This is a genomic window from Streptomyces sp. NPDC088810 (genome assembly GCF_044750305.1).
Taxonomy (GTDB): Bacteria; Actinomycetota; Actinomycetes; order Streptomycetales; family Streptomycetaceae; genus Streptomyces.
Genome location: NZ_JBIVJQ010000015.1, coordinates 1 through 20,832 on the forward strand (window position 1 = coordinate 1; position 20,832 = coordinate 20,832).

The window sequence follows — 20,832 nt, forward strand, 5'->3', positions numbered from 1 at the left end:
GTTACATTCCGAACCCGGAAGCTAAGCCTCACAGCGCCGATGGTACTGCAGGGGGGACCCTGTGGGAGAGTAGGACGCCGCCGAACAATTTTTGAAAAGGTCGGATCCTGAACTTCGGTTCGGGGTCCGGCCTTTTTCCGTTGTGCGTAACGTGTCGTTCACGTTGCGAGCCCAGCATCCCAGGCATGGGAACTGCAGCAATGCTCAGGGCCGCCGGCGTCGGAGCCGGTGACGAGGTCGTCGTACCAGCCTTCGGGAACGTCGAGGTCGCCGAGGCCGTGACCCTGGCCGGCGCGCTCCCGGTGTTCGCCGACATAGACCCGGTGACCTACTGCCTGGACCCGGACGCGGTCGAGGCGGCCGTAACTTCCCGTGCTGCCGCGGTCGTTGCCGTACACCGCTTCGGACGGCGGGCCGACATCGGGCGGTTGCACGCGCTCGGGCGGCGGCACGGACTGCTGGTGCTGGAGCAGGGCGAGGCCGAGGCGCCGTACGACGAGACAGCGCAGCGCAGGCAGCGGGCCGCCTATCTCGACGCCAAGTTGAAGGGTGTACGGACGCCGGACGGTGGGTCCGGGCACACCTATCAGCAGTACGTCGTGCGGGTTCCGGGGAACGGCCGGCCGGATCGGGACGCCTTCGCGCGGGCCCTGCGGGCCAGGGGAGTCGAGTGCCGGGTGCCGGTGAAGACGCCCGTGCACCGGCTGCCGGAGTTCCGCCGGTACGTGTCGTTGCCGGAGACCGAGGCGGCCGCCGACGAGACGCTCGCGCTGCCCGTCGACGCCGCGCTCACCAAGCGGGAGATGCACCGCGTCGTGTCCGCCTGCAACGCCCTGGGCGGCCTGCTTCAGCCCGCCTTCTGACCGGGCACCGAACGAATTTGGGAACTGAGGCCTGCTCGGGGTACAGTTTCTTCGTCGCCGCGAGGGAAACCTCGAAAACGACAGGCCCCTATAGCTCAGTCGGCAGAGCGTCTCCATGGTAAGGAGAAGGTCAACGGTTCGATTCCGTTTGGGGGCTCCGACAAAAGGCCCCACCCTTTCGGGTGGGGCCTTTTTCGTGCTTCCTCACACCTCCATGTGGATTCCCGGAACCCGCATCGCCAGAATCGCCATGTCGTCGGAGGGGGCGTCCGAGGCGAAGCGCTCGACCGCGCGCATGATGCGGGCCGCGACGGCGCCCGCCGTCAGGCCCGTGCACGTCGTGAGCACGTCGGCGAGGCCGTCGTCGCCCAGCATGCGCGTGCCCTCCCGGCGTTCGGTGACGCCGTCCGTGACGCAGAGCAGGACGTCACCCGGGTCGAGGGTGACCGTCTCCTCGTACAGCTCCAGGTCCTCGATGACGCCCAGCAGCGGCTGCGGTTCGGCCGCGGCCGTCACCGTGCCGTCCTGGCGCAGGCGCAGCGGGAGCGGATGGCCGGCGCAGACCACCTTCAGCTCGGCGCTGCCGTCCTCCTGGGGGCGCAGCTCGCCGTAGAGCAGGGTCAGGAAGCGGCTGCGGTCGCCCTCGTCGAGGATCGCGGAGTTCAGGCGCTCCAGCACCGCCGGGCCGGACAGGCCCTCGCGGGCCAGCAGGCGCAGGGCGTGCCGGGCCAGGCCGGTGACGGCCGCCGCGTTGGGGCCCGTACCGCAGACGTCGCCGATGGCGAAGCCGTACGCACCGTTGCCGATGGGGAAGAGGTCGTAGAAGTCGCCGCCGACCTCGTTGCCCTCGCCGGCCGCGCGGTAGATGACCTCGACCTCGACGCCGTCGATCTGCGGCAGGCCCGGCGGGAGCAGGCTGCGCTGGAGGGACTGGCTGATGGCCGTGCGCTCCGAGTACAGCCGGGCGTTGTCCAGGGCGAGGGCGGCCCGGCGGCTCAGGTCCTCGGCGAGTTCCAGGATCTCCTGGCGGAAGTGCTCGTCGGTGGGCTTGCCGAGGGTCAGCATGCCGATGACGCGGTTGCGGGCGACGAGCGGCAGCACGACCGTCTCGCCGCCGACCGCGGAGGCCGTGGCGAGCGTCGGGCCGATGCCGGAGGAGACCCGGTGCGTGGGGCCGCCGGCCAGGCCCAGGCTGCGCATCGAGGTGCGCAGGGCCGCCTGGTGGGCGACCTCGCCGGGGGTGGTCCAGACACGGGCGCCGGGCGTCGGTACCGGATCCGGCGGGGGGACCTTCGACAACAACGACTTGATGCCGTCGATGAGTTCCTCGTCCTCGTGCAGGACGTACGACAGGTACGGCTCGGAGGCCTGGTCGGCGATGGTGTACACCGCGCACCAGGTGGCCAGCGTGGGGACCGTCATCTGGGCCATCAGGGCCAGCGTCTGGTCCCGGTCCAGGGTGCCGGCCAGCAGGTCGGAGGCCTCGACCAGGAAGCTCAGGGAGCCGCGGCGCAGCCGTTCCAGTTCGCCGAGGCGGGCCGATTCGACGGCCAGGGCGATGCGGTCGGCGGCGAACTGCAGCCGCAGCGCCTCCTCGTTGGTGTACCGGCCGGGCGCCTCGGCGGCGACGCCGAGGGAGCCGGTGAGGCGGCCCTCGACCTTCAGCGGGACGGTGACGACCGAGCGCATGCCGGTGCCGGAGAGCAGGGGGACGGCCCCGGGGACGGCGGCGAGGTCGTCGTGGACGGCGGGCATGCGGGCGGAGCCGTAGCGGCCGGGGCCCGCCTCGACGGGCACGCGCGCGAAGCGCTGGCGGGCGGAGGGCAGGCCGGTGGAGGCGCGGACCTCCAGTTCCGTCTCGTCGTCGGTGGCGAGCAGCAGGAACGCGGAGTCGCCGTCGAGCATGTCGCGGGCGCGTTCCACCGTGCGCTGGAGCAGGCCGTCGAGGTCGTCCGGGGCGGGAGAGCCGATGAACACCTCGAAGGGGTCGGTGCTCTGCCCGTCGGCGGACTGGTTCTGGTCGGTGGCCGGGACCCGGGGCGGGGACTGCAGGACGGCGCGTTCGTGGTCGCGGACCAGGAGGCAGACGGTGGAGGGTTCGCCGCCGGTGTCGCGGACCCTGAGGTGGGAGGCGTACACCTGGGCCACGCGGCCGTCGGCGCCGCGGATGCCGTAGGTGCCCTCCCAGCGGGAGAGCTGGAAGGCCTCGGCGATGCCGGTGCCGGTGCCCGGGGTGTGCGGCCAGGCGGCCAGCTCGGTGAGGGGTTTGCCGACGACGTCCGCAGCCGGGTAGCCGAACAGCTCCTCCGCGTCCTCGTTCCAGGCGCTGATGCTGCCCTTCCGGTCGACCTGGAGGACGGCGACACGGACCCGGCCGTCGGCCAGCGGGAGGAGGTCGGCGGGCAGGGCGGGGCCGGCGGTGCGGGTGCCGACCGGGCGTTCGGGCAGGTTGAGCTGGAACCAGACGTTCTTGTGGGTGGGGGTGTAGTCCACGCCCCAGCGGGTGGCCAGGGCCGCGCAGAGCTGGAGGCCGCGGCCGCCCTCGCGGTCGGGGCTGCCCATGGTGACGGCGGAGTTCTGGAGCGGTACCTCGCGCTCCGGGTAGCGGTCGGAGACCTCGATGCGCACGCCGTCCTCGGTGCGCAGGCACAGCATCTCCGCGTGGGTGCCCGCGTGGACGACGGCGTTGGTCACCAGTTCGCTGGTGAGGACGACCGCGTCGTCGACGATGTCGGCGAAGCCCCAGCCCTGGAGGGTGTCGCGGACGAAGGACCGGGCCGTCGCGACCGATCGTCCGACGGGCTCGAAACTGGCAGCCGCGCGCGCGGTGATCACAGAACTCCTCGGCCGGTCGTCTACGTGCAGGGCTGCGGGGCCGGCCGGCTCGCGCCGCTGCTGCGGCATCAGCTCGCCCGTCGGCTGTGGTTCCGGGGGCTGTCCCCCGGGGATCAGTCCGGTGGTCATGGTGTCCGGCCGCCCCTCCGATGCCCGCTCGTACTCGTGCCACCGCCCAGGCCGGTCGGACCGGTGCGGCTGGACAGCCGCATGCAAGGTTACTTACCTTCGCCGTCCGGGCGGATGCCGGTCGCAGGTGTTTACGCCCCCAGGGTGTGCGGACGATGTGCGAAGCTGCCGAACTGTTATGGCCTGGTTCGGCCGGGGTGAAACACTGGGCAGGCTTCTGACGAAGGTCGGGTCGGGCTGCGTGTGTTCCGTGTACGGCGGGCAGCAGCCCCTGGTGTGGCCGGATCTCGTCTGGCAGATAACGCAGCAGTAACCGGTACGCGGAAGCAACCGGTATGCCGATGACCGGCACGCCGGGGCCGAAGCGGCCGAGCACAGCAGTAACGGTCTACCCCTCCGGGAGGGACACAGTGGAGTCTGGCGCGGCGACGCGAGGCACGAAGACGCGCGCGAAAGGCGGACCGTCCCTGGGCAGGAGCGGCGGTACCACCGCGGTGGACACGGCTGCCCTGAACCGGCTGCTGGCGGCTCTCGTGTCGATGCGGGACGGGAACTTCCGCAAGCGGCTCACGGTGTCCGGCGACGGTGTGATGTCGGAGATCGCGGCCGTCTTCAACGAGGTGGCCGACCGGAATCTGCACCTGACCGGTGAGCTGGCGCGGGTGCGGCGCATGGTGGGGCGTGAGGGAAAGCTCACGGAACGGCTGGAGACGGGGGCCTGCGAGGGCTCCTGGGCGGCGGCCATCGACCACTCCAACGCGCTGGTGGACGATCTGGTCTGGCCGGTCTCCGAGGTCAGCCGGGTGCTCACGGCGGTCGCCGAGGGCGATCTGTCGCCCCGGATGGAGCTGCGGACGCAGGCGGCGGACGACGGTACGGGCCATCCGCTGCGCGGTGAGTTCCTGAAGGTCGGCCGCACGGTCAACAACCTGGTCGACCAGTTGTCGACGTTCACGGACGAGGTCACGCGTGTGGCCAGCGAGGTCGGCACCGAGGGCAAGCTCGGCGGTCAGGCCCGGGTGCGCGGTATGTCCGGTTCGTGGAAGGACCTGACCGAGTCCGTCAACACGATGGCGGACCGGCTGACCGCCCAGGTGCGGGACATCGCGCTGGTGACCACGGCGGTCGCCAAGGGAGATCTGTCCCGCAAGGTGACCGTCCATGTCGCCGGCGAGATGCTGGAGCTGAAGAACACCGTCAACACGATGGTGGACCAGCTGTCGGCCTTCTCCTCCGAGGTCACGCGGGTGGCCCGGGAGGTGGGCACCGAGGGCATCCTGGGTGGCCGCGCGCAGGTGCCCGAGGTGGCCGGCGTGTGGAAGGAGCTGACCGACTCCGTCAACACGATGGCGGGCAACCTGACCGCGCAGGTGCGCGGGATCTCGCAGGTCACGACGGCGGTGGCCAACGGTGATCTGTCGCAGAAGGTGACCGTCCCCGCGCGCGGGGAGGTTGCGCAGCTCGCCGAGACCATCAACCAGATGACCGAGACGCTGCGGATCTTCGCGGACGAGGTCACGCGGGTGGCGAACGAGGTCGGTGCGGAGGGCAGGCTCGGCGGGCAGGCGAACGTGCCGGGCGCGGCGGGTACGTGGAAGGACCTGACGGACTCCGTCAACACGGTGTTCCGGAACCTGACCACACAGGTGCGGGACATCGCGGCCGTGACGACCGCGGTGGCCAGCGGTGACCTGTCGCAGAAGGTCACCGTCGACGTGGCCGGCGAGATGCTGGAGCTGAAGAACACCGTCAACGGGATGGTGGATCAGCTGTCGGCGTTCGGTGCCGAGGTGACGCGGGTCGCGCGGGAGATCGGTGTCGAGGGTGAGCTGGGCGGCCAGGCGCAGGTGCCGGGGGCGGCCGGTACCTGGAAGGACTTGACGGACTCCGTCAACACTGCATTCCGCAACCTCACCGGGCAGGTGCGCAACATCGCCCAGGTGACCACGGCGGTGGCCAACGGTGACCTGTCGCAGAAGGTCACCGTGGACGTGTCCGGTGAGATGCTCCAGCTGAAGAACACCGTGAACACGATGGTGGACCAGCTGTCGAGCTTCGCCGACCAGGTCACGCGGATGGCCCGGGACGTGGGTACGGAGGGCCGGCTGGGCGGTCAGGCCCGGGTGGACGGCGTCTCCGGTACGTGGAAGGAGTTGACGGACTCCGTCAACTTCATGGCCGGCAACCTGACCTCCCAGGTGCGGCAGATCGCCCAGGTGACGACGGCGGTGGCGCGCGGTGACCTGTCGCAGAAGATCGATGTCGACGCGCGCGGCGAGATTCTCGAGCTGAAGAACACGATCAACACCATGGTCGACCAGCTGTCCGCCTTCGCCGACCAGGTGACCCGGGTCGCGCGGGACGTGGGTACGGAGGGCCGCCTCGGCGGGCAGGCGCAGGTGCCCGGTGTCGCGGGTGTCTGGCGGGACCTGACGGACTCCGTGAACGGCATGGCCGGCAACCTGACGGCCCAGGTGCGCAACATCGCGCAGGTCGCCACGGCGGTGGCGCGCGGTGACCTCTCCCAGAAGATCACCGTGGACGCGCGCGGGGAGATCCTGGAGCTGAAGAACACCCTGAACACGATGGTGGACCAGCTGTCGTCGTTCGCCCAGGAGGTCACGAGGGTGGCCCGTGAGGTGGGTACGGAGGGCATCCTCGGCGGTCAGGCCGAGGTGCAGGGTGTCTCCGGCACCTGGAAGGACCTCACGCAGTCCGTGAACTTCATGGCGAACAACCTGACCATCCAGGTGCGCAACATCGCCGAGGTGACCACGGCGGTCGCCAAGGGCGACCTGTCGAAGAAGATCACTGTTGACGCGAAGGGCGAGATCCTCGAGCTCGTCACGACGGTCAACACGATGGTTGATCAGCTGTCGAGCTTCGCCGAGCAGGTGACCCGGGTGGCCCGTGAGGTGGGCACCGAGGGCATCCTGGGCGGCCAGGCGCACGTACCGGGCGTGACGGGCATCTGGAAGGACCTCAGCAACAACGTCAACCTGATGGCCAACAACCTGACCATGCAGGTGCGCAACATCTCCCAGGTCGCCGCGGCGGTCGCCAACGGTGACCTCACGCGGCAGGTGACGATCGAGGCGCGCGGCGAGGTCGCGCAGCTCGCCGACACCATCAACACCATGGTGAAGACGCTGAGTTCGTTCGCCGACCAGGTCACCAAGGTGGCCCGCGAGGTGGGCACGGACGGCATCCTGGGCGGTCAGGCGCATGTGCCCGGTGTGGCCGGAACCTGGAAGGACCTCACCGAGTCGGTGAACCAGATGGCGTCCAACCTGACCGGTCAGGTGCGGAACATCGCCATGGTCACCACGGCCATCGCCAAGGGTGACTTGACCAAGAAGATCGACATTGACGCCCGCGGTGAGATCCTCGAGCTGAAGACGACGATCAACACGATGGTCGATCAGCTGTCGAGCTTCGCCGAAGAGGTCACGCGAGTGGCCCGCGAGGTGGGTACGGAAGGCCAGCTGGGCGGTCAGGCCCGCGTGCGGGACGTCGACGGCACCTGGCGCGACCTGACCGAGTCCGTGAACGAGATGGCCGGGAACCTGACCCGGCAGGTGCGTGCCATCGCGCGCGTGGCGACCGCGGTGACCCGCGGCGACCTGAACCTGAAGATCGACGTGGACGCGTCCGGCGAGATCCAGGAACTGCAGGACTACATCAACAAGATGATCGCCAACCTGCGCGACACCACGATCGCCAACAAGGAGCAGGACTGGCTCAAGGGCAACCTGGCCCGTATCTCCGCCCTCATGCAGGGCCGCCGGGACCTGGAGGACGTGGCCTCGCTGATCATGAGCGAGCTGACGCCGGTGGTGTCCGCGCAGCACGGCGCGTTCTTCCTGGCGATGCCGCTGATGGAAGGCAAGGGCGTCGGCAACGGCGAGGACGACTACGAGCTGCGGATGCTGGGCTCGTACGGCTACTCGATGGGCTCCATGCCGACGTCGTTCCGGCCCGGTGAGGCGCTGATCGGCACGGCCGCCCAGGAGAAGCGCACGATCCTGGTGGACCGGGCGCCCAGCGGCTACCTGAAGATCTCCTCCGGGCTCGGCGAGGCGCCGCCCGCGCAGGTGATCGTGCTGCCGGTGCTGTTCGAGGGCAAGGTGCTCGGCGTGATCGAGCTGGCGTCCTTCACGCCGTTCACGCACATCCAGAAGGACTTCCTCAACCAGATCGCCGAGATGATCGCGACCAGCGTCAACACCATCTCGGTCAACACCAAGACCGAACAGCTGCTCAAGCAGTCGCAGGAGCTGACCGAGCAGCTCCGGGAGCGGTCGGCCGAGCTGGAGAACCGGCAGAAGGCGCTGCAGGCCTCCAACGCGGAACTGGAGGAGAAGGCGGAGCTGCTGGCCCGGCAGAACCGGGACATCGAGGTGAAGAACACCGAGATCGAGGAGGCCCGGCAGGTCCTGGAGGAGCGCGCCGAGCAGCTCGCGGTCTCCATGCGCTACAAGAGCGAGTTCCTCGCCAACATGTCGCACGAGCTGCGCACCCCGCTCAACTCGCTGCTCATCCTGGCGAAGCTGCTCGCGGACAACGCCGAGGGCAACCTCTCGCCGAAGCAGGTGGAGTTCGCCGAGACCATCCACGGCGCCGGCTCCGACCTGCTCCAGCTGATCAACGACATCCTGGACCTGTCGAAGGTCGAGGCGGGCAAGATGGACGTCTCGCCGACGCGCATCGCGCTCGTCCAGCTCGTGGACTACGTCGAGGCCACCTTCCGGCCGCTGACCGCGGAGAAGGGCCTGGACCTGTCCGTACGGGTCTCCCCGGAGCTGCCGGCCACCCTGCACACCGACGAGCAGCGGCTGTTGCAGGTGCTGCGCAACCTGCTGTCCAACGCGGTGAAGTTCACCGACTCCGGGTCGGTGGAGCTGGTGATCCGGCCGGCCGGCGCGGATGTGCCGGCGGGCATCCGCGAGCAGCTGCTGGAGGCCGGTTCGCTGACGGATCCGGACGGGCTGCTGATCGCGTTCTCGGTGACGGACACCGGCATCGGCATCGCGGCCAGCAAGATGCGGGTGATCTTCGAGGCGTTCAAGCAGGCGGACGGCACCACGAGCCGCAAGTACGGCGGCACCGGCCTCGGCCTGTCGATCTCGCGGGAGATCGCGCAGCTGCTCGGCGGCGAGATCCACGCGCAGAGCGAACCGGGCCGCGGCTCGACGTTCACGCTGTACCTGCCGCTGCACCCGAGCGAGCTGCCGCCGCAGGGCTACCAGCAGTCCGTGCCCGCGCTGGAGGCCGGCGATCTGGTCGCGGCCTCCGAGGCGCGCCTGTCCTCGGAGCTGTCCGCGGCGGAGATCGAGACGCCGGCCGAGGTGAAGTCGTACCAGGAGACGCAGAACGGTCCCGCCGCGCTCTTCCGGCGCCGGCGGCGGAGCCTGCCGCAGGAGGTGCAGAGGCCCGAGCAGTGGACGGCCGTCCCGGAGCAGGAGCGCGCGCCGCAGCAGGGCGGCGCGGTGCGGTTCGGCGGCGAGAAGGTGCTCATCGTCGACGACGACATCCGCAACGTGTTCGCGCTCACCAGCGTCCTGGAACAGCACGGCCTGTCGGTGCTGTACGCCGAGAACGGCCGCGAGGGCATCGAGGTGCTGGAGCAGCACGACGACGTGGCGGTCGTCCTGATGGACATCATGATGCCCGAGATGGACGGGTACGCGACGACCACCGCGATCCGCAGGATGCCGCAGTTCGCGGGGCTGCCGATCATCGCGCTCACGGCGAAGGCGATGAAGGGCGACCGGGAGAAGGCGATCGAGTCGGGGGCCTCCGACTACGTCACCAAGCCGGTCGACCCCGACCACCTGCTGTCGGTGATGCGCCAGTGGATGAGGGCGGAGTGAGCGCGGCGGGCGGTGGGGCCGGGCCCGGGGCACATGCCGGGGGAACCTTCGGCGGGTGCCGGGAGTTGCTGCATGATGAAGACCGGGCATGCACGGAAGCCCGGATTCCGGGAACTATCCGGGGACCGGCCGCGTTTCCGGTACGTGCACAGTGACATCACGGTGACAGGGTGTGGCGACGGGCGGGGTGCGGCTACGATGACCGGCACAAGGACGGGCGGCGAAAGGGAGTCGTCCCCTGGGGCGGCGCCCGGTGTACCGCCGGGGCGAGGAGGGCGGGCCATGGTGCAGAAGGCCAAGATCCTCCTGGTCGATGACCGGCCGGAGAATCTGCTGGCGCTGGAGGCCATCCTCTCTGCGCTCGATCAGACGCTGGTGCGGGCATCGAGCGGGGAGGAAGCGCTCAAAGCACTGCTCACGGACGATTTCGCGGTCATTCTGCTGGATGTCCAGATGCCGGGCATGGACGGGTTCGAGACCGCCGCGCACATCAAGCGGCGCGAGCGGACCCGGGACATCCCCATCATCTTCCTCACGGCGATCAACCATGGCCCGCACCACACCTTCCGGGGCTATGCGGCGGGCGCGGTGGACTACATCTCCAAGCCGTTCGACCCGTGGGTGCTGCGCGCGAAGGTCTCGGTCTTCGTCGAGCTGTACATGAAGAACTGCCAGCTCCGTGAGCAGGCGGCGCTGCTGCGGCTGCAGTTGGAGGGCGGTGGCAAGGGCGGGGCCGCCGGCAAGGAGTCGGCCGGGCTGCTGGCCGAGCTGTCCGCGCGGCTCGCGGCCGTCGAGGAGCAGGCCGAGGCGCTGTCCAAGCAGCTGGACGACGACTCCGCGGACGCGGCGGCGGTGGCCACGGCGGCCCATCTGGAGCGCAAGCTCACCGGATTGCGCCGGGCCCTCGACGCACTGGAGCCGGGCTCGGGCGGCGCGGGCGCCTCGGTTCCCTCGCAGAACTGACCCGCGCCTCGGCCGCAGTTGCGGATGAGCGTGCGTCAGTTCCGGGCCCCGGCAAGCACGACACGAACGGGTGAAGCTGTGGACACACGTGTCCGCCGTCGTCTCCCCCGGTAACCTCACACCATGGCCTCACGTCCCTCCGCAGCCAAGAAGCAGCCCGCCAAGAAGGCGGCCGCTCCCGCGAAGGCTCCGGCGAGGAAGGCCGCCGCGAAGAGGGTTCCGGTCAAGAAGGCGCCCGCCAAGAAGGCCGCGGTGAAGAAGGTCGCGCCCGCGAAGCCGGCACCCAGCCCCACCGGGGGCGTGTACCGGCTGGTGCGCGCCCTCTGGCTCGGCCTCGCGCACGCCGTCGGCGCCGTCTTCCGCGGCATAGGGCAGGGCGCGAAGAACCTCGACCCGGCCCACCGCAAGGACGGCATCGCGCTGCTGCTGTTCGGCATCGCGCTGATCGTCGCCGCAGGCACCTGGGCGGACCTGCGCGGACCCGTCGGCGACCTGGTCGAGATCCTGGTCACCGGCGCCTTCGGCCGGCTCGACCTGCTGGTGCCGATACTGCTCGCGGTGATCGCCGTACGGTTCGTGCGGCACCCGGAGAAGCCGGAGGCCAACGGACGGATCGTGATCGGCCTGTCGGCGCTCGTCGTCGGCGTGCTCGGCCAGGTCCACATCGCCTGCGGCTCGCCCGCGCGCAGCGCCGGCATGCAGGGCATAAGGGATGCCGGCGGCCTCATCGGCTGGGCGGCGGCCACCCCGCTGACGTACACCATGAGCGAGGTGCTCGCCGTACCCCTGCTGGTGCTGCTGACGGTCTTCGGGCTGCTCGTGGTGACCGCCACCCCGGTCAACGCCATCCCGCAGCGGCTGCGGACGCTCGGTGTCCACCTCGGCGTGCTGCACGATCCCGAGGCGGACCGGTTCGCCGTGGACGACGAGGGCTACGACGAGCAGTGGCGCGAGGCGACGCCCGTCCGCCCGCGCAGGCGTGCAGGCGCCCCTCAGGCGTACGACCCGGAGCGCGCCGAGGACGAGGCCATCACGCAGCGCCGCGGGCGCCCCAGGCGCTCCGCGGTGCCCCAGCCGGATCTGCAGCGGCAGCTGGACGCCGTGGACGTCGCGGCGGCTGCGGCCGCCGCGCTCGACGGCGCCGTGCAGCACGGCATGCCGCCGTCCCCGCTCGTCGCCGACCTCACTCAGGGGGTGAGCGCGGGCGAGCGTGAGGACACCACCCCGGTGCCCACGCCCACGCCGACGGCCGCGCCCGCAGCGGCGCCGGTGCCGGCCGCCCGTCCCCAGCAGGAGAAGCTCAAGACCGCGACCGTCCCCGACCTGACCAAGAAGGCCCCGGAGGCGCCCCGCGACCTGCCCGCGCGCGCGGAGCAGCTCCAGCTGTCCGGCGACATCACCTACGCGCTGCCCTCGCTGGACCTGCTGACCCGCGGCGGCCCCGGCAAGGCGCGCAGCGCCGCCAACGACGCGGTCGTCGCCTCGCTCACCCAGGTCTTCACCGAGTTCAAGGTCGACGCGGCCGTCACCGGCTTCACCCGCGGCCCGACGGTCACCCGCTACGAGGTCGAGCTCGGCCCCGCCGTGAAGGTCGAGCGGATCACGGCGCTGACCAAGAACATCGCCTACGCCGTCGCCAGCCCGGACGTGCGGATCATCAGCCCCATCCCCGGCAAGTCCGCGGTGGGCATCGAGATCCCGAACACCGACCGGGAGATGGTCAACCTCGGCGACGTGCTGCGCCTCGCGGAGTCCGCCGAGGACGACGACCCGATGCTGGTCGCCTTCGGCAAGGACGTCGAGGGCGGGTACGTCATGCACTCGCTGGCGAAGATGCCGCACATGCTGGTCGCCGGCGCCACCGGCTCCGGCAAGTCGTCCTGCATCAACTGCCTGATCACCTCGGTCATGATGCGGGCGACCCCGGAGGACGTCCGGATGATCCTGGTCGACCCCAAGCGGGTCGAGCTGACCGCCTACGAGGGCATCCCGCACCTGATCACGCCGATCATCACCAACCCCAAGCGGGCCGCCGAGGCGCTGCAGTGGGTGGTCCGCGAGATGGACCTCAGGTATGACGACCTGGCCGCCTACGGGTACCGGCACATCGACGACTTCAACCGCGCGGTGCGCGAGGGCAAGGTCAAGCCGCCCGAGGGCAGCGAGCGGGAGCTGCAGCCGTACCCGTACCTGCTGGTGATCGTGGACGAGCTGGCGGACCTGATGATGGTGGCCCCGCGTGACGTCGAGGACGCGATCGTGCGCATCACGCAGCTCGCGCGCGCGGCCGGCATCCACCTGGTCCTCGCCACCCAGCGTCCGTCGGTCGACGTGGTCACCGGTCTGATCAAGGCCAACGTGCCCTCCCGTCTGGCCTTCGCCACCTCCTCGCTCGCCGACTCCAGGGTCATCCTCGACCAGCCCGGCGCCGAGAAGCTGATCGGCAAGGGCGACGGCCTGTTCCTGCCCATGGGCGCGAACAAGCCGACCCGTATGCAGGGCGCCTTCGTGACCGAGGAGGAGGTCGCGGCCGTCGTCCGGCACTGCAAGGAGCAGATGGCGCCCGTCTTCCGGGACGACGTCACCGTGGGCACCAAGCAGAAGAAGGAGATCGACGAGGACATCGGCGACGACCTGGACCTGCTGTGCCAGGCGGCCGAGCTGGTCGTCTCCACCCAGTTCGGGTCGACCTCGATGCTGCAGCGCAAGCTGCGCGTCGGCTTCGCCAAGGCCGGGCGGCTCATGGACCTCATGGAGTCCCGCAACATCGTGGGGCCGAGCGAGGGCTCCAAGGCACGTGACGTTCTCGTGAAACCCGACGAGCTGGACGGTGTGCTCGCCGTGATTCGCGGGGAGTCCGAGGGGTGAGGAGCGAAGGGCCGTTCGGCGGACGCGGGTTACGCCGGCTGGCGGGGATCGCCGTGATGCACCTGTTAGATGTCGGCGAGCAACCGTTTCCCTTTGTCGTACGTCCAGTTGAGCGAGAAGACAGGTAGGGCCCGCATCTTGGGGTACCTGCCTGTCGCGTCCTCGGGATGTCGGGCCATTCCGATGGCGTACAAAGTCCCACCGCCCGGTTGCCCCACCCTTTCGTACCCCCCCTAGACTGAGCTTCCAGCACAGGTGGCTACACGCTCGAAAGGCGCCCCCGTGTCCATCGGCAACTCCCCTGAAGACGAGCGTCCGTTCCGAGACGAGTCCCAGGAAGCCCGACCCTCCGTGGGCCGCGCACTGCACCAGGCGCGGATCGCGGCCGGGCTCACCGTGGACGACGTCAGCAGTGCCACTCGTGTCCGTATCGCCATCGTGCGCGCCATCGAGGCGGACGATTTCGCCCCCTGCGGCGGCGCCGTGTACGCCCGTGGGCACATCCGCACGCTGGCCAGGGCCGTCCACCTCGACCCCGAGCCGCTGATCGCCCAGTACGACGCCGAGCACGGCGGCCGGCCCGCGCCCACCCCCGCCGCACCCCTGTTCGAGGCGGAGCGGATCCGGCCCGAGCGGCGCGGCCCGAACTGGACCGCGGCGATGGTCGCCGCGATCGTCGTCGTGATCGGGTTCGTCGGGTTCACCGCGTTCAAGGGCGGCGACAGCTCCGGCGACTCGAAGTCGCAGGTCGCCGGGGGCACCACGCCCACCACGGTGAAGTCCGCCTCGCCCGCGCCGAAGAAGCACAAGCCCGCCGAGCCGACCGGCGAGCCCTCCGACAGCGCCATCGCCGCCGCACCCCAGGACAAGGTGACCGTCCAGGTCAGCGCCCCCAACGGACGCAGCTGGATCTCCGCCAAGGACCACAACGGCCGGATGCTCTTCGACGGACTGCTGAAGAAGGGCCAGTCCAAGACCTTCCAGGACAGCTCCAAGATCAACCTGATCCTCGGCGACGCCGGCGCGATCGAGCTGTACGTCAACGGCAAGAAGATCGAGGACACCTTCCGGCCCGGCGCGGTGCAGCGGCTCACCTACACCAAGGGCGACCCGGTGGCGGGCTGACGGGCCGGGCGCGGCGAATGTGACGGAGTCGGCCACCATCGGCCAACCCCGTCGACGTGGGCTGTCAGTGAGACAAAGTAGTCTTGAGCCCATGCCTGAACGCCGTACCGTCGCACTCGTCACTCTCGGCTGCGCTCGTAACGAGGTGGATTCCGAGGAGCTCGCAGGCCGTTTGGAGGCGGACGGCTGGCAGCTCGTCGAGGACGCCGCGGACGCCGACGTCGCCGTGGTCAACACCTGTGGCTTCGTGGAGGCCGCGAAGAAGGACTCCGTCGACGCCCTCCTGGAGGCCAACGACCTCAAGAACCATGGGAGAACCCAGGCCGTCGTGGCGGTGGGCTGCATGGCCGAGCGGTACGGCAAGGAGCTGGCCGAGGCGCTGCCCGAGGCCGACGGCGTGCTCGGCTTCGACGACTACACGGACATCTCCGACCGCCTGCAGACCATCCTGTCCGGCGGCATCCACGCCTCCCACACCCCGCGCGACCGGCGCAAGCTGCTGCCGATCAGCCCGGCCGAGCGCCAGGAGTCGGCCGCCGCGGTGGCCCTGCCCGGGCACGGCCCCGCCGACCTCCCGGAGGGCGTCGCGCCCGCCTCCGGCCCCCGCGCGCCACTGCGCCGCCGCCTGGACGGCTCTCCGGTCGCCTCGGTCAAGCTGGCCTCCGGCTGCGACCGGCGCTGCTCCTTCTGCGCCATCCCGTCCTTCCGCGGCTCCTTCATCTCCCGCCGCCCCAGCGACGTCCTGAACGAGACCCGCTGGCTCGCCGAGCAGGGCGTCAAGGAGATCATGCTGGTCTCCGAGAACAACACCTCCTACGGCAAGGACCTCGGCGACATCCGCCTGCTGGAGTCCCTGCTGCCGGAGCTGGCCGAGGTCGACGGCATCGAGCGGATGCGGGTGAGCTACCTCCAGCCGGCCGAGATGCGCCCGGGCCTCATCGACGTGCTGACCTCCACCCCCAAGGTCGCCCCGTACTTCGACCTGTCCTTCCAGCACTCCGCGCCCGACGTGCTGCGCGCCATGCGCCGCTTCGGCGACACCGACCGCTTCCTGGAACTGCTCGACACCATCCGGAGCAAGGCCCCCGAGGCCGGCGTGCGCTCCAACTTCATCGTCGGCTTCCCCGGCGAGACCGAGTCCGACCTGGCCGAACTGGAGCGCTTCCTGAACGGCGCCCGGCTCGACGCCATCGGCGTCTTCGGCTACTCCGACGAGGAGGGCACGGAAGCGGCGACCTACGACAACAAGCTGGACGCGGACGTCGTCGCCGAGCGCCTGGCCCACATCTCCCGGCTCGCCGAGGAACTCGTCTCACAGCGCGCCGAGGAGCGCGTCGGCGAGACCCTGCGGGTCCTGGTGGAGTCCGTGGACGAGGAGGAGGGCGTCTACGGGCGTGCCGCGCACCAGGCCCCGGAGACCGACGGCCAGGTCCTGCTCACGAGCGGCGCGGGCCTGAGCGTCGGACGTATGGTCGAGGCAAAGGTGGTCGGCACGGAAGGTGTCGACCTGGTGGCCGAGCCGCTGACCGGCTCGCTCGCGTGTAGTGAGGAGGCGGGCAGATGACCGGAGTCCCGGCATCCGCCGCGGGCGGCTCCCCCGGCGCGCAGGGCGCCCGGGGCGCCGCCGCCGCTGCCGACGGCGCCCGGTCCGAGGTCTCCGGTCCTGCTGCGGGTCCGGCCACGGCTCCCGACGGCGGCGGCAGGCCCCCGCGCGGCGGGAAGATCGCGGCCGCGGCCGTCAACCAGGCGAGCGTCTGGAACGTCGCCAATCTGCTGACCATGCTGCGCCTGCTGCTGGTGCCGGGCTTCGTGGCGCTGATGCTGACCGGCGGCGGCTACGACCCGGCCTGGCGCTCCGTGGCCTGGGCCGCCTTCGCCATCGCCATGATCACCGACCTGTTCGACGGTCACCTGGCGCGTACCTACAACCTCGTCACCGACTTCGGGAAGATCGCCGACCCCATCGCCGACAAGGCGATCATGGGTGCGGCGCTCGTCTGTCTGTCCGCCCTCGGCGATCTGCCGTGGTGGGTGACGGCCGTGATCCTCGGCCGGGAACTCGGCATCACGCTGCTGCGTTTTCTGGTCATTCGCTACGGCGTGATCCCCGCCAGCCGGGGCGGCAAGCTGAAGACGCTCACCCAGGGCGTGGCCGTCGGGATGTACGTCCTGGCACTGACGGGATGGCTGGCCACCCTGAGGTTCTGGGTGATGGCCGTGGCGGTCGTCCTCACGGTCGCGACCGGCCTCGACTACGTAAGACAAGCCATTGTGCTGCGCCGGCGGGGAATCGCCGAGCGCGCCGCGGCGTTGGAGGAGAAGGAAGCGTGAGTTCCGCGGCCACCGAACTGGTGCGACTACTGACCGTGAGGGGCGAGACCCTTGCCGTCGCCGAGTCGCTGACCGGTGGCCTGGTAGCGGCGGAGATCACCGGGGTACCCGGGGCCTCCCGGGTGTTCCGGGGGTCGATCACCGCCTACGCCACCGAGCTGAAGCACGAGCTGCTGGGCGTCGACGCCACCCTGCTGGGCCAGCGCGGAGCGGTGGATCCCCAGGTCGCGGGCCAGATGGCGGCCGGTGTCCGCAAGGCGCTGCGGGCCGACTGGGGCATCGCGACCACCGGGGTCGCCGGCCCTGATCCGCAGGACGGACAGCCCGTCGGGACGGTCTTCGTGGCCGTCGACGGACCCCTCACCGACCGAGCCGGTTCTGCCGGTGGCGGAAAAGTCCAGGCTCTGCGGTTGAACGGCGGCCGTGCGGAAATTCGTATGGAGAGTGTACGGAGCGTACTCGCAGTGCTCCTGGAGCAGCTTGCGGGCGAACAGACTGGGAATGAGCGGGCACAGGATACGGAACGGAACGGGGGGTTTTGATGTTTGCAGCCCTGAGTGAACACGACATCGCTCCCCGCACGGCCGCGGCGCAAGGCGGTACGGTGGGGCGAGAAGGATGCGGCTACGCGGTCCGAGGAGGGAGCCACCGATGATTCTGCTCCGTCGCCTGCTGGGTGACGTGCTGCGTCGGCAGCGCCAACGCCAGGGCCGTACTCTGCGCGAAGTCTCCTCGTCCGCCCGAGTCTCACTCGGCTATCTCTCCGAGGTGGAGCGGGGGCAGAAGGAGGCTTCCTCCGAGCTGCTCGCCGCCATCTGCGACGCGCTGGACGTACGGATGTCGGAACTCATGCGGGAAGTGAGCGACGAGCTGGCGCTCGCCGAACTGGCCCAGTCCGCCCGGGCCACCGAGCCCGTGCCCACGCCGGTGCGTCCGATGCTGGGTTCGGTGTCGGTGACCGGTGTGCCACCGGAACGGGTGACCATCAAGGCGCCCGCGGAGGCGGTGGACGTGGTCGCCGCGTGAGCTTCGTGCGCGCGGTCTAGCGATCCGAGACATGTGAAGCCCCGGCCGGCTGCTCCAGGGAGACCTGGGGAGCCGGCCGGGGCTTTTCGTCGCTCTTCACCCGTTGGGCGTCCGTTTGCCGGGGTTGGGCGGTGCGGTCATGGTGGAGGGACGTGACGGCGCCCGAGCACCGGAGGAAGCGGATGTACGTCGTGAAGAGCCCCTTGGCCGACGCGGATCTGAAGACCGTGTCCGAGGCGCTGCAGGGCGCCCTGGTCGACCTGGTGGACCTCGCCCTGGTCGCCAAGCAGATCCACTGGAACGTCGTCGGCCCCCGCTTCCGCTCCGTCCACCTCCAGCTGGACGAGGTGGTCGACTCCGCCCGCACCCACATGGACACGGTGGCCGAGCGGGCCTCGGCGCTGGGCATCCCGCCCGACGGGCGCGCGGCCACGGTGGCCTCCGGCAGCGGCATCAAGACCACTCCCGCGGGCTGGATCAAGGACACGGACGCGGTCGGGGCGATGGTGGACGCGCTGGGCGCGGTGATCACCGGGATGCGGGAGCGGGTGGAGGCGACGGGGGCGCCGGACCCGGTGACCCAGGACATCTTCATCGGGATCACCGCAGACCTGGAGAAGCACCACTGGATGTTCCAGGCGGAGAACGCGTAAGCGGCCGGCCTCGCCCTCCCGCGCCGGACGGGCTGTTCTCCTCCCGGGGCTGCATCAGTGAGCCCTCGGTGCGCCTCCCGGGCGGTCGGGGTGGCGGTCTAGCGTCCGGCTGGAGGTGGTGGCGGGCATGGTGGGGCGGATAGTGCGCTGGGTGGTGGCGCCCGGGCTCGGGGCGGTGTGGTGGTGGGCCGTGCTGCGGCTCGCCGCGGGCGGTGGCTCGGGTGTGCTGGAAGGGGCCGTCGTGGCCGGCGGGTGGGGGCTGAGCCTGCTGCCCGTGCACTGTGCGCCCAAGGGGCGCGCGACCGGGGCCGTGCCGACCGGGCGCTGGGTGACCGCCTGGCGGGCCGGGGACGTCACCAGGGCATCGCCACACCCCCGTTCGGGCGAAGTATCTGACCCGTCGTGAAGGCCGACGCGTCCGACGCCAGGTACAGCACCGCGTGCGCGACGTCGTCCGGCTCGCCGACCCGGCCGAGCGGGGTCAGCCGGGTCATCACGGCCTCCGTGTGCGCCTGTGCCTCCCGGTCGTGGCGGTCGGTCATGGGGGTACGGATCCAGCCCGGCGCGATCGCGTTGACCCGGATGCCGTGCGGGCCGACCTCGGTGGCCAGCGTCCTGGTCAGCTGCACCACGGCCGCCTTGGCCGCGCCGTAGCAGAGCAGGCCGGCGCCGCCGGTGTCGACCGCGCCCGAGGCCATGGTCACGATGCTGCCGCGGGTCCCGTGCGCGAGCATCAGACGGGCCGCCTCCTGGCAGGCGTACAGCACGCCCTTGAAGTTGACGGCCAGTACCCGGTCGAGGTCCTCGTCCCGGGTCTCCAGCACCGGGCTGCTGTGCATGATCCCGGCGACCGCCGCCAGCACGTCCAGCCGCTCGCAGGACCGGACCGCCTCGGCGAGCCGGGCCCGGTCGGTGACGTCGAGGACGTGGACGTGTGCCGTGCCGCCGCACTTCTTGATCAGCGCGGCCGTGCCTTCCAGTCCGTCCGGGTCCCGGTCCGCACAGTGCACCGTCGCGCCCGCCTCGGCGAGCAGTACGGCGGAGGCCCGCCCGATCCCGCCGGCGGCTCCGGTGACGAAGGCGGTGCGTCCGCTGAGGTCGTACGCGCTGAGGGCCATGCAGGCGACGGTACGAGCATTTCTGACGGGTCGTCAATTAGTGGGCGGTGCGGGGCGCAGGGCGGTCAGCCGGTGCGGCGGGGGTACTTGTCCCGCCAGCGCTGTGGTGAGCCCGGCGCCGGAGCGGGGCCCGCCTGGCAGGTGGGGCACCAGTAGGTCGGGCGTTCCTGGGAGCCGTCGCCCTGGTCGGCGACCCGGACGGGGGTGTGGCAGCGCAGGCACGGGCGGGGTGCGCGGCCGTAGACGAACAGGTCGTACCGGTGCAGGCCGGTGGTCTGCCGGACCGGACGGTCACGGTTCGCCTCCAGGAGCCGCTTGGCCAGAACGGGCAGCTTCTCGGCGCGGTCCGCGGGGAGCGCGCCGGCCGGCAGCCACGGGGTCACGCCGAGCAGGAAGCACAGTTCGCTCTTGTAGACGTTGCCGATGCCCGCCAGATTGCGCTGGTCCAGCAGGGCCTCGCCGAGCTGGCGGACGGGGTCGGCGAGGATGTTGGCCAGGGCACGCTCGGGGTCCCAGTCCGGGCCGAGCAGGTCGGGGCCCAGGTGGCCGACGACCCGTTCCTCATCGGTCGTGCGCAGCAGTTCCAGGACCTGCAGGCGGTAGCCGACGGCCGTCCGGTCGGCCGTGCCGAGGACCGCCCGGATCTGGTGCGCCGGCCCGCCCCGCCAGCGTTCGCCGGCGTCGTACACCTTCCACGTGCCCTCCATGCGCAGATGGGTGTGGAGGCTCAGGCCGCCGTCGAACCGGGTGAGCAGGTGCTTGCCGCGCGGGATCGTGTTCAGCACCCTGCGGCCGGTGAGGTCGACCGTCGCGTACTTCGGCACGCGGAAGTCGCTGCGGGTCAGCGGCTTGCCCGCGAGAGCCTCGTGCAGCCGCCGCGCGGCCTGCCAGACGGTGTCACCTTCGGGCATGCGTCAAGGGTGCCACGAAGGGGTGAGAGGGGTGGGTTGGGTGGTTGGGGTGCCGGTGGGGTGGTGGGGGGGAGGGGCGGTGGTCTCGGTGGCTGGGCCGGGGTGGGGGTGCGGTCCGTCATGCCGGTCATGGTGGT

General features: G+C 70.7%; 13 protein-coding genes, 1 tRNA gene and 1 rRNA gene. 12 read left to right on the forward strand and 3 right to left on the reverse strand.

Translation table 11 applies throughout. From position 1 onward, the window contains the following. The 3 genes from rrf to ACIP4Y_RS34320 all read left to right on the forward strand — a co-directional run. Window positions 1-86: ribosomal RNA gene (gene rrf / locus ACIP4Y_RS34310) — 5S ribosomal RNA — on the forward strand; the annotation flags it as partial. A 114-nt stretch (window positions 87-200) separates the two neighbouring features. Next, on the forward strand, window positions 201-863 hold the full coding sequence (locus ACIP4Y_RS34315; protein ID WP_401400188.1) for a DegT/DnrJ/EryC1/StrS family aminotransferase: 663 nt from the start codon (window positions 201-203) through the stop codon (window positions 861-863). 84 nt (window positions 864-947) lie between these two features. After that, window positions 948-1,020: transfer RNA gene (locus ACIP4Y_RS34320), tRNA-Thr, on the forward strand. Window positions 1,021-1,067: 47 nt separating this feature from the next. On the opposite strand, the gene ACIP4Y_RS34325 is transcribed toward ACIP4Y_RS34320, so the two are convergent. Next, on the reverse strand, window positions 1,068-3,827 hold the full coding sequence (locus ACIP4Y_RS34325) for a SpoIIE family protein phosphatase (protein ID WP_401399889.1): 2,760 nt from the start codon (window positions 3,825-3,827) through the stop codon (window positions 1,068-1,070). Window positions 3,828-4,237: 410 nt separating this feature from the next. On the opposite strand from ACIP4Y_RS34325, the gene ACIP4Y_RS34330 reads away from it, so the two are divergent. The 9 genes from ACIP4Y_RS34330 to ACIP4Y_RS34370 all read left to right on the forward strand — a co-directional run bounded on the left by ACIP4Y_RS34330 (window position 4,238) and on the right by ACIP4Y_RS34370 (window position 18,666). Then, window positions 4,238-9,700 carry a HAMP domain-containing protein gene (locus tag ACIP4Y_RS34330; RefSeq protein WP_401399891.1) on the forward strand — a complete coding sequence of 1,821 codons (5,463 nt, stop codon included), beginning with the start codon at window positions 4,238-4,240 and terminating at the stop codon, window positions 9,698-9,700. 282 nt (window positions 9,701-9,982) lie between these two features. Continuing rightward, window positions 9,983-10,663 carry a response regulator gene (locus ACIP4Y_RS34335; RefSeq protein ID WP_358642598.1) on the forward strand — a complete coding sequence of 227 codons (681 nt, stop codon included), beginning with the start codon at window positions 9,983-9,985 and terminating at the stop codon, window positions 10,661-10,663. A gap of 123 nt (window positions 10,664-10,786) precedes the next feature. Continuing rightward, entirely contained in the window at window positions 10,787-13,531 is a 2,745-nt protein-coding gene (locus ACIP4Y_RS34340) for a DNA translocase FtsK (RefSeq protein ID WP_401399894.1), read from the forward strand. Between the two features lie 282 nt (window positions 13,532-13,813). After that, the gene (locus tag ACIP4Y_RS34345) at window positions 13,814-14,656 is read left to right on the forward strand and encodes a helix-turn-helix domain-containing protein (RefSeq protein WP_401399897.1); all 843 of its coding nucleotides are present in this window, start codon (window positions 13,814-13,816) and stop codon (window positions 14,654-14,656) included. 91 nt (window positions 14,657-14,747) lie between these two features. Beyond that, a complete protein-coding gene (gene rimO, locus ACIP4Y_RS34350; protein WP_401399899.1) occupies window positions 14,748-16,220 on the forward strand; it encodes a 30S ribosomal protein S12 methylthiotransferase RimO in 1,473 nt (490 codons plus the stop codon). Beyond that, entirely contained in the window at window positions 16,217-16,987 is a 771-nt protein-coding gene (gene pgsA, locus ACIP4Y_RS34355; protein WP_401399902.1) for a CDP-diacylglycerol--glycerol-3-phosphate 3-phosphatidyltransferase, read from the forward strand. Before rimO ends, pgsA begins: the two co-directional genes overlap by 4 nt. Beyond that, window positions 16,984-17,529, forward strand: coding sequence for a CinA family protein (locus ACIP4Y_RS34360; protein WP_401399904.1), 546 nt, complete (start codon window positions 16,984-16,986; stop codon window positions 17,527-17,529). Before pgsA ends, ACIP4Y_RS34360 begins: the two co-directional genes overlap by 4 nt. A 109-nt stretch (window positions 17,530-17,638) precedes the next feature. Then, window positions 17,639-18,013, forward strand: coding sequence for a helix-turn-helix domain-containing protein (locus ACIP4Y_RS34365; protein ID WP_014675397.1), 375 nt, complete (start codon window positions 17,639-17,641; stop codon window positions 18,011-18,013). A 182-nt stretch (window positions 18,014-18,195) separates the two neighbouring features. Continuing rightward, window positions 18,196-18,666 (forward strand): DNA starvation/stationary phase protection protein, encoded by a 471-nt coding sequence (locus ACIP4Y_RS34370; protein ID WP_358642615.1) that lies wholly within the window; start codon window positions 18,196-18,198, stop codon window positions 18,664-18,666. A 353-nt stretch (window positions 18,667-19,019) separates the two neighbouring features. Here ACIP4Y_RS34370 and ACIP4Y_RS34375 read toward each other — a convergent pair whose 3' ends face one another. Together ACIP4Y_RS34375 and ACIP4Y_RS34380 are read right to left on the reverse strand one after the other, a co-directional pair. Beyond that, window positions 19,020-19,784, reverse strand: a complete 765-nt coding sequence (locus ACIP4Y_RS34375; protein ID WP_401399907.1) for an SDR family NAD(P)-dependent oxidoreductase — start codon at window positions 19,782-19,784, stop codon at window positions 19,020-19,022. A 65-nt stretch (window positions 19,785-19,849) separates the two neighbouring features. After that, entirely contained in the window at window positions 19,850-20,695 is an 846-nt protein-coding gene (locus ACIP4Y_RS34380) for an Fpg/Nei family DNA glycosylase (protein WP_401399910.1), read from the reverse strand. Window positions 20,696-20,832: the final 137 nt, after the last annotated feature.